At 46.3% G+C, this 14,191-nt stretch carries 16 protein-coding genes, 1 other RNA gene and 1 pseudogene; 3 read left to right on the top strand and 15 right to left on the bottom strand.

Annotated elements, in window-relative coordinates; genetic code table 11:
- Positions 1 to 104: 104 nt before the first annotated feature.
- From coaBC to PHX29_04520, 3 genes are read right to left on the bottom strand one after another with little or no spacing between them, the layout of a single operon-like run.
- The gene (gene coaBC, locus PHX29_04530) at positions 105 to 1,280 is read right to left on the bottom strand and encodes a bifunctional phosphopantothenoylcysteine decarboxylase/phosphopantothenate--cysteine ligase CoaBC (GenBank protein ID MDD5605158.1); all 1,176 of its coding nucleotides are present in this window, start codon (positions 1,278 to 1,280) and stop codon (positions 105 to 107) included.
- A gap of 31 nt (positions 1,281 to 1,311) precedes the next feature.
- Positions 1,312 to 2,088, bottom strand: coding sequence for a type III pantothenate kinase (locus PHX29_04525; GenBank protein MDD5605157.1), 777 nt, complete (start codon positions 2,086 to 2,088; stop codon positions 1,312 to 1,314).
- A gap of 2 nt (positions 2,089 to 2,090) precedes the next feature.
- Positions 2,091 to 3,650: an NAD(P)H-hydrate dehydratase gene (locus PHX29_04520; protein MDD5605156.1), complete on the bottom strand. Its 1,560-nt coding sequence runs from the start codon at positions 3,648 to 3,650 to the stop codon at positions 2,091 to 2,093.
- Positions 3,651 to 3,801: 151 nt separating this feature from the next.
- Between PHX29_04520 and PHX29_04515 the strand changes: the two genes are divergently transcribed.
- Positions 3,802 to 4,314 carry a deoxyuridine 5'-triphosphate nucleotidohydrolase gene (locus PHX29_04515; protein ID MDD5605155.1) on the top strand — a complete coding sequence of 171 codons (513 nt, stop codon included), beginning with the start codon at positions 3,802 to 3,804 and terminating at the stop codon, positions 4,312 to 4,314.
- Positions 4,315 to 4,335: 21 nt separating this feature from the next.
- Here PHX29_04515 and PHX29_04510 read toward each other — a convergent pair whose 3' ends face one another.
- From PHX29_04510 to PHX29_04480, 7 genes are all read right to left on the bottom strand, one after another.
- Positions 4,336 to 5,256: a diacylglycerol kinase family lipid kinase gene (locus PHX29_04510; GenBank protein ID MDD5605154.1), complete on the bottom strand. Its 921-nt coding sequence runs from the start codon at positions 5,254 to 5,256 to the stop codon at positions 4,336 to 4,338.
- A gap of 21 nt (positions 5,257 to 5,277) precedes the next feature.
- Positions 5,278 to 5,751, bottom strand: coding sequence for a dCMP deaminase family protein (locus PHX29_04505; protein ID MDD5605153.1), 474 nt, complete (start codon positions 5,749 to 5,751; stop codon positions 5,278 to 5,280).
- A complete protein-coding gene (locus PHX29_04500) occupies positions 5,748 to 6,299 on the bottom strand; it encodes an AAA family ATPase (protein ID MDD5605152.1) in 552 nt (183 codons plus the stop codon). The genes PHX29_04505 and PHX29_04500 overlap by 4 nt, the downstream gene beginning before the upstream one ends.
- Before the next feature lie 143 nt (positions 6,300 to 6,442).
- Positions 6,443 to 7,432: a nicotinate phosphoribosyltransferase gene (locus PHX29_04495; GenBank protein MDD5605151.1), complete on the bottom strand. Its 990-nt coding sequence runs from the start codon at positions 7,430 to 7,432 to the stop codon at positions 6,443 to 6,445.
- Positions 7,432 to 7,962: a cysteine hydrolase gene (locus PHX29_04490; GenBank protein ID MDD5605150.1), complete on the bottom strand. Its 531-nt coding sequence runs from the start codon at positions 7,960 to 7,962 to the stop codon at positions 7,432 to 7,434. The genes PHX29_04495 and PHX29_04490 overlap by 1 nt, the downstream gene beginning before the upstream one ends.
- A gap of 35 nt (positions 7,963 to 7,997) precedes the next feature.
- Positions 7,998 to 8,570, bottom strand: a complete 573-nt coding sequence (locus PHX29_04485) for a hypothetical protein (protein ID MDD5605149.1) — start codon at positions 8,568 to 8,570, stop codon at positions 7,998 to 8,000.
- Positions 8,571 to 8,680: 110 nt separating this feature from the next.
- Positions 8,681 to 9,919 carry an SLC13 family permease gene (locus PHX29_04480; GenBank protein MDD5605148.1) on the bottom strand — a complete coding sequence of 413 codons (1,239 nt, stop codon included), beginning with the start codon at positions 9,917 to 9,919 and terminating at the stop codon, positions 8,681 to 8,683.
- Positions 9,920 to 10,034: 115 nt separating this feature from the next.
- Between PHX29_04480 and smpB the strand changes: the two genes are divergently transcribed.
- Entirely contained in the window at positions 10,035 to 10,493 is a 459-nt protein-coding gene (smpB, locus tag PHX29_04475) for an SsrA-binding protein SmpB (protein ID MDD5605147.1), read from the top strand.
- Positions 10,494 to 10,508: 15 nt separating this feature from the next.
- Positions 10,509 to 10,865: a transfer-messenger RNA gene (ssrA, locus tag PHX29_04470) on the top strand.
- Between the two features lie 487 nt (positions 10,866 to 11,352).
- On the opposite strand, the pseudogene PHX29_04465 reads toward ssrA, so the two are convergent.
- The 5 genes and pseudogenes from PHX29_04465 to PHX29_04445 all read right to left on the bottom strand — a co-directional run bounded on the left by PHX29_04465 (position 11,353) and on the right by PHX29_04445 (position 14,140).
- Positions 11,353 to 12,426 (bottom strand): annotated as a pseudogene (locus PHX29_04465) (recombinase family protein).
- On the bottom strand, positions 12,423 to 12,617 hold the full coding sequence (locus PHX29_04460; protein MDD5605146.1) for a hypothetical protein: 195 nt from the start codon (positions 12,615 to 12,617) through the stop codon (positions 12,423 to 12,425). Before PHX29_04460 ends, PHX29_04465 begins: the two are co-directional and overlap by 4 nt.
- Positions 12,604 to 13,227 (bottom strand): recombinase family protein, encoded by a 624-nt coding sequence (locus tag PHX29_04455; protein ID MDD5605145.1) that lies wholly within the window; start codon positions 13,225 to 13,227, stop codon positions 12,604 to 12,606. The genes PHX29_04460 and PHX29_04455 overlap by 14 nt, the downstream gene beginning before the upstream one ends.
- Positions 13,227 to 13,448 carry a hypothetical protein gene (locus PHX29_04450; protein ID MDD5605144.1) on the bottom strand — a complete coding sequence of 74 codons (222 nt, stop codon included), beginning with the start codon at positions 13,446 to 13,448 and terminating at the stop codon, positions 13,227 to 13,229. Before PHX29_04450 ends, PHX29_04455 begins: the two co-directional genes overlap by 1 nt.
- Entirely contained in the window at positions 13,445 to 14,140 is a 696-nt protein-coding gene (locus PHX29_04445) for a ParB N-terminal domain-containing protein (protein MDD5605143.1), read from the bottom strand. Before PHX29_04445 ends, PHX29_04450 begins: the two co-directional genes overlap by 4 nt.
- Positions 14,141 to 14,191: the final 51 nt, after the last annotated feature.

The raw sequence follows: 14,191 nt of genomic DNA, 5'->3' as shown, positions 1-14,191 counted from the left end.
CGGATGGTTTGTAATAACTTAGAAGCCGGGTTAATTTTATAGGACATCAGAAGCATATTGCTGCTTACCAACCGTATTTTATTCAATCAGAAACCTGCATTCGGCTAACCAGGCAGACGGAGTGAATCCAGGATACGATGAGCAAGAATGCTCTTTGGCATTAAAGGGAGTTTTTCAACTGTACCATCTTTGAAAAAGAGTGTTACCTGGTTACTATCGGATCCAAAACCTCCGTCCGGCTGAGTGACGTCATTAGCTACTACCAGATCAAGCTTTTTGGAGACTAGTTTCTCACGAGCGCCCTGTTCCAGGTTATTTGTCTCTGCAGCAAAGCCGACTCGTAAAATACTGCCCCCGGCTTGTGCCAGGATATCAGTAGTAGCAACCAGCCTGATATCCATATCCGCAGTTTTCTTTTTAATTTTACTGCTATGGATTTCTGCCGGACGATAATCGGCAACCGCAGCAGCCATAATGAGGCAATCAGCACTCTTGATCGCCCGATTCACCGAAACCAGCATTTCGGTAGCGGTCTCCACGTACTCTACGTCGATACCGACAACTTCGCCAAAAGGTTTGCAGGTTGTAATAAGTTTAACCCTGGCTCCTCGGTCTCTGGCTGCTGTAGCTAAAAAATAACCTGTTTTACCGGAAGACCGATTACCCAGATAACGTACAGGGTCCACAGGTTCTCGAGTACCGCCGGAGGTTATTACGAGGTTTTTTCCAGCCAGGTCTTCGTCTTTGGAGGAAACCCATTTCACAGTGCCGGTAATAATGTCCGTCTCTGCCAACCTGCCCCTACCGTAACCTCCCGAAGCCAGTCGTCCTTCACCAGGTTCAACGATAATAAAACCAAGCTCTTTTAACCGATCCAGATTCTTTTGTGTCACCGGATTTTCGTACATGGCAGTATGCATAGCAGGCGCAATAATAACCGGGGCACGCGTCGCCAGGACAGTACAGGAGAGCATGTCATCTGCAATTCCATTTGCAAGCTTAGCTATAGTATTAGCAGTTGCTGGGGCTATGAGCACGATATCGGCGTTTTCTGCCATAGTGATATGTGTTATTCCAGGCATATTCTCCCAAAGACCTGCAAGCGCTTTTTTTCCGGTAATGCTTTCGAACGTAAGTGGTGAAATAAACCTGGTAGCCGATTCAGTCAGCACGGTGTTAACCGCCGCACCCGCCTGGCTGAGCTTAGAGGCAATGTCAGCTCCCTTATAAGCAGCTATGCTACCGGTTATCCCCAATACAACTTCTTTTCCTTCGAGCATATGCTCCTCCCAATATGAGAATAATAACGTCTTAGCCGGATACCTCTGTATTCATCTTGTAGACAAGCTTTAATCCGGTAAGTGTCAAATCAGTGTTTATAATATCTATTGAGTCTGTTTCTCGTGTTATTATTGCCGACAAGCCGCCGGTAGCAACAACAGTCGCGTCATGACCCAATTCCTTTTTTATCCGTTTTACCAAGCCTTCTACCATAGCTGCATGGCCGAAAACCAGACCCGAGCGCATTGCAGCAATAGTATTGGTGCCGATTGTTTTTTCTGGCCTTGAAATTTCAACCCGTGGCAATACAGCCGTTCGGCTATATAGAGTTTCGACCCCGATTTTTAAACCCGGCGCAATTGCCCCGCCAAGATAATCACCCTCTGCTGATATCACATCGAATGTCGTTGTGGTTCCCATATCAATCACAATAACAGCACCCGAATATAAAGAACGAGCTGCTACTGCATTAACTATACGGTCAGCGCCGACTTCTCTGGGATTGTCCATACGAATCCTGATCCCGGTTTTAATTCCCGCCCCAACTGTCAAAGTATCATCTCCAGCAATTCCGGCAAGCATTTCTTCAAATATTCCGGTTAGCGGTGGAACTACGCTGCACATAACGGCACTTTGAACATGTCCCGTATTGATGTTTTGAGTAGCCAAAAGCTGATTCAGTAATATGCGATATTCATCCATGGTTCGATTTATTACGGTGGCAGTACTCCAACGAGCCTCAAGAATATCACCTTTAAACACGCCCCAATTGGTTTCCGTATTACCGATATCTATCGCAAGCAGCATATTTATTCCTCCAGTTTAATTGGCTCAGCCAAGGATTTGAGGGTTATCGGCAAAAGAGGCAGTAGATCGCTTGCCAGTACTCCAATACTACCGAAATCCCGAGCAGCTTCAATACCTGCCCGAGAGTGGAGATACACTCCCAGCCAGGCTGCGTCAAAACTTTTAAGCCCCTGAGCCAGCAATCCGCTTATAATCCCTGCCAGCACATCTCCGGTACCAGCAGAAGCCAGGGCCGGATTTGGATAAGGATTGACCTTCACCTGGCCATCATAACTGGCTATTACCGTATAAGCTCCTTTTAGTACTATAACCTGATTCCATTCACGGGCTTTTCGGCTGGTTATTCCAATACGATCAGATTGAATTTGGGCTATATTTAAACCACACAGGCGCCCCATTTCACCCGGATGAGGAGTAAGTATACCGCCGGGAGGCATACTCTTAAAACACCCGGGAGTGGTTGCCAGTATATTTAATCCATCAGCATCCAGCACGAATGGCAGTTTGTACTTCTTAACCTGTTTGACCAGCGAGCAGATTAACTCGCCAGATTCACGCGTTTGGCCCATCCCGCAACCAGCCAAAAGTGCTGCATACCCTTCCAACGAGGTTTGCGCCATACTTGCAGCCTGGCTGGAAATGATCCCGGGGGATAATTCATCAAGCGGAAGATAAGTAGCCTCAGGAAGAAGAGACACAATTGCACCCTGCAAACTACGGGGAATAGCCAGGGTAACCAATCCTGCCCCTGACCGGATTGCACCAGCAGCAGAAAGAAAGGCAGCACCCGGGTATCGATCCGAACCAGCAACTACCAGCAACCGGCCAGAAGTACCTTTATGGGCATTCATTGGCCGCCGGGGAACAATCTGGATCGCTTTCCGCCAATCGACAAGCTCGATATCGGCAGCCACTCCAATATCAGCAGGAATGCCTATATCCAATATCGCTATCTCTCCAACAACTGTCACGGCAGAATCACAATTGTATAAACCAAGCTTGGGGTATCCAAGGGTTAGAGTATAGTCGGCAATAAACGCCTCAGGATCAACTGCGCCGGTATCACCATCTATTCCGGAAGGAACATCGATGGCAATGGTTAGCAAGCCTCCGCGCCTGGCTTTCGCGGAATTTACAGAATGCAGAATAGATTTATAATCTCCACCAATCGGACGGCTGCGACCGGTTCCAAAAAATCCATCCAGGCAAATATCAGCATCTGCCAATTGTATTTGCAGATCTGAAAAGTCATTCACTAAACCGGCTCCAGCTTCAAGGGCAAGCTGCAAATTTGCCTGGTTAGAAGGACTTGATACCGGGATAACCATTTTAACATTTGCTTCCCGACAGGCTAGATGTCTTGCTGCCACCAGGGCATCACCGCCATTATTGCCAGGACCAACCAGTACGATGATATTCCTACTGGTTATGTTACCAGCGAGATCCATGGTTTTTAAGGCTACGGCTAGACCAGCGCTCTCCATTAATTGAACAGGCGGAATCCCATTTAACGCTGATTCCTGCTCAATAGCTATCATCTCGGAAACACTTACCAGTTTCAATAAAAACCATCCTCAGGCAGTAGTATAGAGTTTAGCTTTATGCTGCATTACGGTCAACATAAAACTATCTTGAACGCTTATCGATTTTGACTCGGCAGTCCCCGCCAAGATAAAGTATACCCAGCTATTAATCTTTACAACGGAGGATAGTTTGCCGGGAATACTCAACTCAGGCCAGATACAAAAGTTAGTCAATCATGAGCCAGCGCTTGTTAGCGGTTACATCGATATTTCAGAACAGCTGCAACCTTGCGGCATCGACCTTACCGTACAGGATATATTCTCATTTACTTCGCCTGGCAGAATAAGCCGATCCAACCAGGACAGACTGATTTCAGAGCTTGGCGCACTCCAATTTGATCATAACGGATATATTCATCTATCCGCTGGAGCTTATCTCGTTACCTATAATGAAGCTGTAAATCTTCCCCTTAATCTGATGGCACTGGTATTTCCGCGAAGCAGCTTATTGCGAAGTGGAGTGAGCATAAATACTGCGGTATGGGATCCGGGTTACTCAGGAAGAGGACAGTCTATGCTTACTGTCTTTAATCCAGATGGTTTTATCCTGGAAAAAGATGCCAGGCTGGCACAGATGGTGTTCTTTATCCTTGACGAGGCTTCCCAGGGTTACAACGGATCTTACCAGGGAGAGAACCTGTAACTGCTTATTATGACAGTATACTTAACGGGCAATGGCAAGTGCCTGGGGTATCAAACGAAAAGCAGCCGGGCCTTCACCCAGTAGCTCCCCATCGGCGCTGACCGGCATGCGCTCCCCAGGATCAATCTGCACATTAGTGGCCAGGGACATGGTAACCTTTGGATGAGTAATATGAGTGCCTTTATATATACGGGGAAAAGCTTTTAACAATTCGAATTTGCCAACATCGTTTACGGTAACGATATCCAATTTGCCATCACTCAGATCTGCATCGGGAGCTATCTTCATACCACCGCCAAAGTAACGCCCGTTGGCAACAACTATGGTCAGAAAACGCCCTTGCCGGATTTTGCCATCTATACTGATCTTGACATCACGATTGCGATAGCGAACCAGAGTGCATAAAAGAGAAATGATATACGGAACCGTATTGGACACGAAAGACGGCCTTGGCATGCGGTTGGTAGCTTCTGCCACTTCTGAATCAAAACCTGTACCGCAGTAATTTACGAAGAAGCGGCTGGTTTTGGTACCTTCCCGATAAAAGTCTACCTGCCCAACATCTATCAGGAAACGATCCTGTCTTGCCAGGAACTTACATGCCTCAAGCGGATCTTTTGGAGTACCAACTGTACGGATAAAGTCACTGCCAGTACCGGTATTAATCACTCCGAGAGTGGTGTTTTCCCGGTTAGGGGAAGTAAGAATTCCGTTTGCAACTTCATTAACGGTACCGTCGCCGCCAACCGCGACAATAAAACTGTATCCCTCGCCGGCAGCTGTATGGGCAAGCTCAATGCCATGTCCCTGGTAATCGGTGAACTCATAATCATAAGCCAGGCCATTCAGGGTTAAATGTTGGCGGATTTGTTCCCATTTTTGTCCGGTAGCTCCACCTCCAGCTATCGGATTTACAATTACCTTGGCATAATTTTTAGCCACTTTTGCCTGCCTCAGCTGTTCTCAATCAATAAAACTAATCGTATTTGATGGCCTATCAGCTTTGCGATAGCTGATAGCCGCATCTTTAAAAAGCTGTATGAAAGTACCTTCACTATAGTCGCCAAAACTTACATAGCCTTTTATACGAGCGTTTACAAGCATTTTAGCACATAGCACACACGGCGAATGAGTTGCATATATAGTTGCACCTTCCAAGCTTACTCCGTGCAGGGCAGCCTGAATAATAACATTTTGCTCAGCGTGGATAGCCCGACAGACTTCATGCCGCTGACCGGAGGGTATATTATTTTCATTCCTAAGGCAACCCAGTTCCAGACAATCTGCCGCTCCAGCCGGAGCACCATTATAGCCGGTAGCTAGAATGTGTTTATCACGAACGGCCACTGCGCCAACATGGCGTCTTAAACAGGTTGAACGCTCCGCCACTACTGCAGCAAGCTTGAGGAAATACTCGTCAAGGGAAGGGCGAATCATTTAAGTCCTCTGCATTGGTCTAACAAAACCCTGATTTGTGCAGACAGCTCTTGCAGCGAGCCTTCGTTAATCACATTGAAATCTGCCATAGCTATAGGCCCACCCTTGTTGAGGTTTTCTATTTCTGAACTGTCGCGGCTCAAGGCTTCGCTTGAACTAAGTGGACGGATTGTTCTTGAACTCAGCCGGAAGTGCCTGGTTGCAGGGGACGCGAGTATAGCGACCACCACCAGCTTTTCCCCATAATAGCTTTTAAGACTCTTATATTCTTCCCACGAATAAAGCCCATCGATAACAACTGGATTATTTTGAAGAGCCTGGTCAATCTTCGGGCGGTTAAGGATGGCATAAGCTGCCATCCCATATTCTTTTCTGAGAGCTTCCCGGACTGCCCGTTCGTTCTCTTCATTGACAACCAACCCGCGTTTTTTTATTTGATCATCTGTAATATCACCAAAGCGCACTTTTATATAACCACTATCCTCAAAGACTTGCGCTGCTTCGGATTTGCCAGCACCAGCCATTCCAACAATTGCATACAGTTTCAATCATCACCCCCGGTAATTAAACGCCTCATTATAATGAAAACGCCTGTCTCATGCCAATAAAAATAATCCGGCTGCTAAGCAGACTCAATCGCGCGATAGCACCCAAAAACCCCCGGCGCCAACCAAAAGTATTGTTGCCATATTTATATAATCCGAACCAGCCTCGGATTTGGTGTAATACCAGGTATCCGCCCTCGTTTCGCAATGGGCTGGCCGTCAATCTCATGAAGATCTGCAGTAAAGTCTATCGGCCGTGCACCGCTGATATAGCTGCCAACTCCAAAACCATCTACCGGAGCTCCGGAGCTTATAAATAATTTGATTCTTTCCGCATCCAGGCCGCCGCTTACGAATATTTTTACATAATCGTAACCAGCCAAATCAAGCCTTGCCCTGACTTCCTTAACCAGCTCAACAGTAACTCTTCCTCTTTCAACCGGAGTGTCAAGACGAATACTGGCCAAACGCCGTCCGAGAGCTTCTGCCACCCGCAAGCTTTCTTCTGCCTCGTCTTTAAATGTATCCACCAGTGCAACCCGGCCAATGCTCTCCGGCATATGCCGGTCAAAAGCGAGTGCTGCCTCTACTGTATCTCCCATTATTAGTATCAGAGAGTGCGGCATAGTACCGCTGGGAATAGTCCCGGTCATATCTGCCCCTGATATGCTAGAGCAGGCTTTACATCCTCCTACGATAGCGGCATAATCCATCACTCCAGCCACATTAGGGTGAACATGCCTTGCACCAAAGCTAATCACAGGTATGTCTCCCGCTGCTTCTACACACTCCCGTGCCGCAGTAGCCCAACCACAACCATGCGCAAGCACCCCACATAATGCTGTTTCATAAAGGCCAAAGCTCTGGTACGGAGCTTTAATGCGCAATACTATTTCTTTATTTTCCATCACTTCGCCTTCCGGCATAGCCCATACCTCGCTCTGCGAGCAGGGTAAAACAGCTTTTAGCAAACCCAAAGCTTCCTTTATACCACAAAGCACTCCTTTACGATTGGGGAATACTTCCATTATTACCGTCGGGTTTAGACCTTCTGCCTTGAGGATGTCAATGGTCCTCTTGAAATAAACATCGGCGGTATTACCGTTTAAAATATCCCTGGATGGTAAGCCGCTCATTAACAATTCTCCTTACCGGTAATTTTGGCGCCTAATACCTTTTCCATATGGTTGAGTGCCCAATCATGAGCCTGAATATCGAAAGAAGCAACACAATTGGCTGGCACTTCAACTTCATAATCCCGGTTGCGTGCATCAGCAACAGTATGCATTACACAAATATCAGTGCATACTCCACAAACAATAAGTTTTTCCGGCTTTAACAGTGCAAGCTGTATATCCAAATCGGTGCCATAGAATGCACTGTAACGAGTTTTTTCTATTTTTTCTCCCGGGAAAGCGGCAAGCTCGTCTATGACTTCACTTTCGGCTGTGCCGGCAATACAATGTGGAGGAAACATTTTGAACTCAAGATCGTCCACCGAGTGAGAATCCGCAATAAAAAAGATCTTGCTGCCCCGTTTTAGTTCCTTTTCCAACAACCGCCTTACTTCAGGAATAATCCTGACCGCGCTTGGGCCACAATAGAGGGGGTATCCTTCCTGGTAAAATCCTTTTAACATATCAATTACAAGAACCGCGTTACTCATCACTCTTCTCCAAGGTACAAGAAAATAATAAATTATTATACACCAGTAGAATAAATTGAGGCACTAATCTGATCAAGTTGAAGCAGTTTGTGCACTGCCTGGCTCCACCCCTCAGGCCTAATAGCATTTATTTTATTCAAGCCTGGGATTTTCAAGCCTGTCCAACGACCGTCTGAGCCAAGAACAAGATATGGATCGTCTACCGCCAGGGGCAACGACTGGTCATTTTCACTGTCCCCTATACTTACGGCAAATACCTCGCCGTAATTCAGCTCGTAAAGCTCATTAAGAATCTTGACAGCTTTGCCTTTATCGTTGCCGGAGGCTACCTCAAAAAACTTGCCACCAAAAACATAATCCAGGCCAGTTTGCTTGATCGCGTTTAATATGTGCGCGTTCTGCTGAATGTCGCCTCCCAGCACCAGTGTTTCTGAGTATTCCCGCTGTTCTACATTCCGGATATCTTCAAGAGATATTTTTTGGGTCTCTGGCTTCCCCCTGGCAGTAGTAATCGTCGCCAAACCGGAATCCAACTCCAGCATCCGGCGTACACCATACACTTTCACCGATCCAATATGTTCGGTAGTACCAGTACCTTCTATTCTCATAAACGATATTCCAGCAGGCTCATTTTAAATTAACAATACTGTTGAAACAAGCCTTTGTAAAGCTAAATCGTCCAGCGGTTCTTTGTCATAAAATCCGGGTCGCCTGGTAATTAATGTATACTTATAAACAACCAGTAGACCAGAATATTTGATAGCGTTAACGGAATCCCGACACGGACAAACTCCCAAAAGCCAAGAGTCTGGCCACATCTCCTTTCAGCATTCTGAATAATAATTACGTTGGAAGCAGCCCCCAGGATAGTAAAATTGCCCGCTATTGTTGAACCTGCCGCCAGTGCCATCATAGAAGCAGTGCCGGCGCCCTGTTCAATCAGCATTGGTAAATAAAGCGCAACCAGGGGAACATTAGATATTAGCTGACTGAGAATAACACTGATACCCATAACCGCTGGAGGCTGACTGATATCGACATTCGCAAGAATCAAAGTTTCCTGAAATACACCACTCGCCCATACACTCTCCATCAAGATAAACATGGTAGCAAAGAACACCAGGGTTGACCAGTCTATTCGACTTACTACTCCCAACCGGCGTTTGTATAGCAACACAATTGGCAGGCAGGCAGCTATAGCAATATAGGTTAACCTAAAGTCGAACTCAGGCATGATGAACACTGCCAGCACTTTTAAACCAACCATGATAATAATTATCAAGAGGGAGAACTGACATAAACGAGCAAGTTTTTCCTCCCTGATAAGTTCCACCTGACGATCTAGCATACGATTAGCAAAATGGCGCCAGAAAAATAATCTTAAAACAACGTAGACAATCAGCAGGTTGATTACAGTCGGTACCGCCAACCAGGATAAAAAGGTAACAAACGGATTTGCAAGTCCTCCCTGGCTGGCAACCAATAAATTTTGCGGGTTGCCTATTGGGCTCATTACACTACCAATAGTAACTGCAAAAGCGAGTGCCAACAGAAGTATTCTGGGGGCAGTATTTGTTTTCTTAGATAACATCACCACCACTGGAGTGCCCACTATTGCCAGGGTATCATTCATCAGTATTGCCGATAGAAAGCCCATCCCAAACAACACCAGCAATACCAGGGCATCCAGTGAGCGGGCGTTACCGAAAAACCGGGAAGATATATGGGCAAGATAACCACTTTCTTCGAGAGCTTGGCCTACAATAAACATTCCCAGCAGGAAAAGCATCACATCTATATTGATAGAAGTAATAGCTTCGGTTGCGGAGATCTGTCCGGCAGCGAGTACTGCAACGGCTCCAGCCGACATAATATGCCATATTTGCAAACGGAAGCGGCCGATTTGCCGAACAGCGATCAGGACGAATACGACCACAAGAACTACTAATGAAACCATCTGGGTATTACAGTTTTCAGCTTATCAATATAGCATCAGCCAGACAAATATTCATCCGGCTGATAAAACAGAGTAAATAATGCTATTATTAACTTTGATTACGTTGGAGTAAAAAATGGAAACCAGAAAAATCGCCACTAATCGCAAAGCCTATCATAATTATCATATAGAAGACGTCGTTGAAGCCGGGATAGTACTCAGCGGCAGCGAGATAAAATCAATTCGTATGGGCAGAATAAGCCTGAATGAAGCCTATATCAGACCACGTGATGGGGAATTATGGCTGATAGGAGCGCATGTTCCCCGGTATGAATCCGCTAGTGCTTTTTCTATCAGCCATGAGCCAAACCGGGACAGGAAACTCTTATTGCACCGTGACGAAATAAACTTGCTGGCGCGTAAAGTCAGAGAAAAAGGTTACACATTGGTTCCAGTAAGCCTTTATATCAAGGGGCATTTAGCAAAAATAGGTATTGGCCTGGGGCGCGGGAAGAAACAATACGAGAAAAAAGATGCTATAATAGAGAGTGAGGCCAAACGCCAGATAAGCCGAACTTTAAAAAGACAAGCTTAAAGCTATGTCATTAGCGGGGACGCGTGGTATCGACAGGGAAGAGGAGTTACAGAATTGCAGGTTGAGGCGCCGTGGTCCTCATAAAAAAACGGCAAAAAAACAACTGGCGAACCTGAACTGGTTCTGGCTGGCTAATTTAAGCTGGCCCATCCACTCCAGCCCCACCCCGACGGGCTGGTACTGGGTGACGAAATGCCGGGGTGCCGCACCTGGGACACCGATACCGGGAGCGAAAGAAATAATCGGCTGGCCAGGTTTGAATTGTTGCCGGTTGATATCAGCCTGGCGAGATTATTATAACCGGATAAACCTGTAGTAGATTCTGGGCTATCTTTTCTGGACGGGGAGTTCGACTCTCCCCCGTCTCCACCAGAAACAAAGACGAACCATTTAGTGGTTCGTTTATTACGTGAATATCAGAACCCAAACTCGATACCGCCACCTGGAATACAGGTTTAAATGGCGGTTTTGGTTTTATGGCTACCACAACGTTATTGCGAGTATCAATATAGACTGCATCCAGCATGCTGATAAGTATTTTCCTTTTCTCTGTTTCAGTGGCTAGTGCCCAGAGTCGGGGCAAGTTTTGTAGCAAGTTGCCAGCTTCTTCTACCGCTTGAACCTCAGGTATTATCAGTGATTCGATCTCCATCTGCAGCAACCTTTTTTGTCGGTCATAATCAGCATCTTCCATGAAACCATCAATATATGCTTTAGCCATCCTTCGTAGCTTCTCAATCGTCTTTTGTTTTTTATCCATGATATTGGAAGCCTCATCCTTTATTGCGATAATAGCCAATGCTTCTTCAAGCCAGTTGTCACCAAGCTGGATGTTTTCTACCAATTGGGAAACCTGATCATCGGCAATATGACAGGGGATCGAACCTGAAGATTCTGGGCATATGCCATGACTTCTTGAATTTTTGTGTTCCCGGTAATATTTTCTCCCGTTTGAATATGTTTGTGCCCACATTGGCATCCCGCAATAAGCACACCTTACAAGCCCTTTAAGTAGATATTCTCTTACAGGATGCGGGTTCATGGTGCTGGATCGGCCGCAATTTTTCCTTAGCGTAGCTTGAACTATATCGAAAACTTCCGGGCTTACCAATGGCTCATGAGATCCTGGCAGCAGCTCCCAGAGATGTTTAACCTTACCGGTATAAAAGATATTGTGCAGGATGCCTCTTACTGAGGCGGTAGTAAACAGCTTTGGACCGCCTTTTAAGATGCCGTCTGGGCCAGGATAATGGTGAATGTTTTTAGTCCGATAGCCTTGGTCGTTGAGCAACTGGGCTAGTTCACCCAAGGTAGTTGAGCCTGAGGCGTACCTTCTGAACAGTTCGGTGACCATTGGTCCTTCAGCCGGATGAATGTGTATGCCCGCAGGATGCTCAGGTTTGCATTTAAGCTTTTTCTCTCCCTTGCTACCTTTCTCCCAACAGGATTCATAACCAAAGGGAATGCAACCCAAGTGTTTTCCTGCTTGCGCCCGCTGTTTTATACCTTTCTTAACGTGGGTAGAAAGTGAGCCCGAAAAGTATTCGGCAAATGAGCCCAGCATCTGGGTGAACAATTTACCTTGAGGATTAGAGTAATCTATATTTTCAGTTATTGAAACCAATGAAACATTGTATTTCCCAAGGGTTGCTATCGACTCCAGCGTGATCCGCTGGTTACGTGCCCAGCGATCAAGTGTATGGACAACAATAACATCAAAGCATCCTCTGGCGGCATCTTCAAGCAGCTGTTTAAAACAGGGTCTCTTGGAAATAGCATCCGAATGTGCCGATTTCCCCTCTTCCCTATAGATCCTGACCGGTTCCCAACCTCTTGATTTACAATAGTCCTTGAAGAAGTTTTCCTGCGCATCTAGGGAATACCCGTCCACTTGGGAAGCTGAAGAAACCCTTATATATCCTGCAGCTTTCATTTTTCCATCGTCTCGCTTTCATTCAGTCGGCGAATTATTGACAGTGATACCTCGGCTAAGGTGTTTAAAAAATTTGCTATCACTATTTCCTCTGCAGTTTCGCCTCCGGCGTTTTGGCCGCCAATTGTATACGAGGGGCGTATACACGTCAACGGTTTTTTTGCCTGGTTTGTGCGGTTAATCCGCGTCACGTCCTTGCTCCCCAGCATCGATCAGCCGCTTTAAAGTAGCATAACCAATATTAAGCTCTCTGGCAGCCTCGGCTTGTGAAACCTTGCCGGATTCAAGCCTCGCCAAAACCTCTCCAAAACGGCGTTTAAACCCTTTCCTGTCGGTTACCCTAGGGCGGCCAATTTTAATGCCGTTTTTACGAGCCCTTTCCATCCCGGCCTTAACCCTTTCACGTAAAATGCCCCGTTCAAGTTGAGCATAGGCTATCGTTATGTAGTAGAGTGCTTCGCCGAACGGAGAGGTGGTATCCAGCCAGGGTTCTGCATAAGATCTCAGCCCTACTTTCCATGTACGCAGTTGTTCAAGGGTATTGGCTGCATCAAGCACAGACCGGAAAGCCCTATCCATCCGCCATACGAGAAGCAGATCAAACTTTCGCTTGCTGGCATCGGATAAGACTGCTTTCCAAGCAGTTCGGTGACACTTATCTGTAGCTGGGGCATAATCGATATACTCGTCGTATGACTCCCAACCCTGAGCAGCAATAAATTCACGCATCGGCATTAACTGCGTTTCCGGATTTTGGTCCTTATCCGCCGTCGAAACCCTGGCATAACAGCATACCTTCATCAGATACTACCTTCTCGACAATTAAGCCCTTTAGTTTTGTCAGTATTAAGATCAAACCCATCTAGCACCCGTCTCACGTATGCCTTATCGGTAATAAATGCCCGGAAATGACGCCCATCCTGGTTGCACTTCAGCATGATAAAAGGCTTCCCGGATTTCCGGCCTTTGGCTACCGATACAGATAGTGGCTGTGAGCAAATAGGACAGCAGATAGCATTCATTGACGATCTCTCCATTCCAGAAATGACTTGCATATCAGGTAAATGCCGCAACCCCTTAAATTGGGGCTGGAAGCTTCACCAGCTTTAACTTCAGGCAGTATCAGATTTAGAGCTTTTTCTACCACCGCCATCTGATCGCTGGTTAGCTGGACCTGAAGGTGCCGAAGCTTGCCTTTTTGGGCTTTGTTCCAGGCTTGCAAGTGCTCAGCCATGTCTATTTCATTTATCTGCGAAAGACTTTTCAAGCTATCAGCGGTTTCGGGGAGGATGGATATAAGTTCTTTCGGTGAAATGGTCTGGAGCGCTTCTGTCAGTATTTTTGCTTTAAGACCGAGATCATCCTCGCCATGAAGCCCGTTTAAAGCCTGGGCGAGAATCTTTGCTTGAGTATCATCTAGGTCAACTATCACACACGGTACCGGATCTAATCCGATTTCAGAGATTAACTTAAAGCGTTGATTGCCGCCAAGGATCTCATAATAATCGCTTATCGGTCTTACTACTAGCGGCTCAACCATTCCATAACGGGCTAAGCTTGATTTCAGACGTGCCACTATCGCCTCTTCCATGCGATTTGGATTCCAAGGAGATGGCTTCAACTTTTTTAATCTAATATCGACAATCTTCATTCGCCTGATCTCCCGCTCAATTTTGGATAAGGTAAAATCGCTGGCTTCAACATTTTCTGGCATTCTTGATTCAGCAGATAGATGTAGCGGTGTTTTCTACTTTGGGGGATGATT

The organism is Dehalococcoidales bacterium (assembly GCA_028717385.1).
Taxonomy (GTDB): domain Bacteria; phylum Chloroflexota; class Dehalococcoidia; order Dehalococcoidales; family CSSed11-197; genus CSSed11-197.
The sequence above is the reverse complement of the archived record's forward strand: the minus strand, read 5'-3'. Positions and strand labels throughout refer to the sequence as shown.

What these genes read in the sequence shown, in the direction of transcription:
- coaBC (MDD5605158.1), bottom strand. Translation starts at nt 1,280, where the DNA reads ATGCTCGAAGGAAAAGAAGTTGTATTGGGGATAACCGGTAGCATAGCT.
- PHX29_04525 (MDD5605157.1), bottom strand. Translation starts at nt 2,088, where the DNA reads ATGCTGCTTGCGATAGATATCGGTAATACGGAAACCAATTGGGGCGTG.
- PHX29_04505 (MDD5605153.1), bottom strand. Translation starts at nt 5,751, where the DNA reads ATGATTCGCCCTTCCCTTGACGAGTATTTCCTCAAGCTTGCTGCAGTA.
- PHX29_04495 (MDD5605151.1), bottom strand. Translation starts at nt 7,432, where the DNA reads ATGAGCGGCTTACCATCCAGGGATATTTTAAACGGTAATACCGCCGAT.
- PHX29_04490 (MDD5605150.1), bottom strand. Translation starts at nt 7,962, where the DNA reads ATGAGTAACGCGGTTCTTGTAATTGATATGTTAAAAGGATTTTACCAG.
- PHX29_04485 (MDD5605149.1), bottom strand. Translation starts at nt 8,570, where the DNA reads ATGAGAATAGAAGGTACTGGTACTACCGAACATATTGGATCGGTGAAA.
- PHX29_04480 (MDD5605148.1), bottom strand. Translation starts at nt 9,919, where the DNA reads ATGGTTTCATTAGTAGTTCTTGTGGTCGTATTCGTCCTGATCGCTGTT.
- smpB (MDD5605147.1), top strand. Translation starts at nt 10,035, where the DNA reads ATGGAAACCAGAAAAATCGCCACTAATCGCAAAGCCTATCATAATTAT.
- PHX29_04455 (MDD5605145.1), bottom strand. Translation starts at nt 13,227, where the DNA reads ATGAAGGTATGCTGTTATGCCAGGGTTTCGACGGCGGATAAGGACCAA.
- PHX29_04450 (MDD5605144.1), bottom strand. Translation starts at nt 13,448, where the DNA reads ATGAATGCTATCTGCTGTCCTATTTGCTCACAGCCACTATCTGTATCG.
- PHX29_04445 (MDD5605143.1), bottom strand. Translation starts at nt 14,140, where the DNA reads ATGCCAGAAAATGTTGAAGCCAGCGATTTTACCTTATCCAAAATTGAG.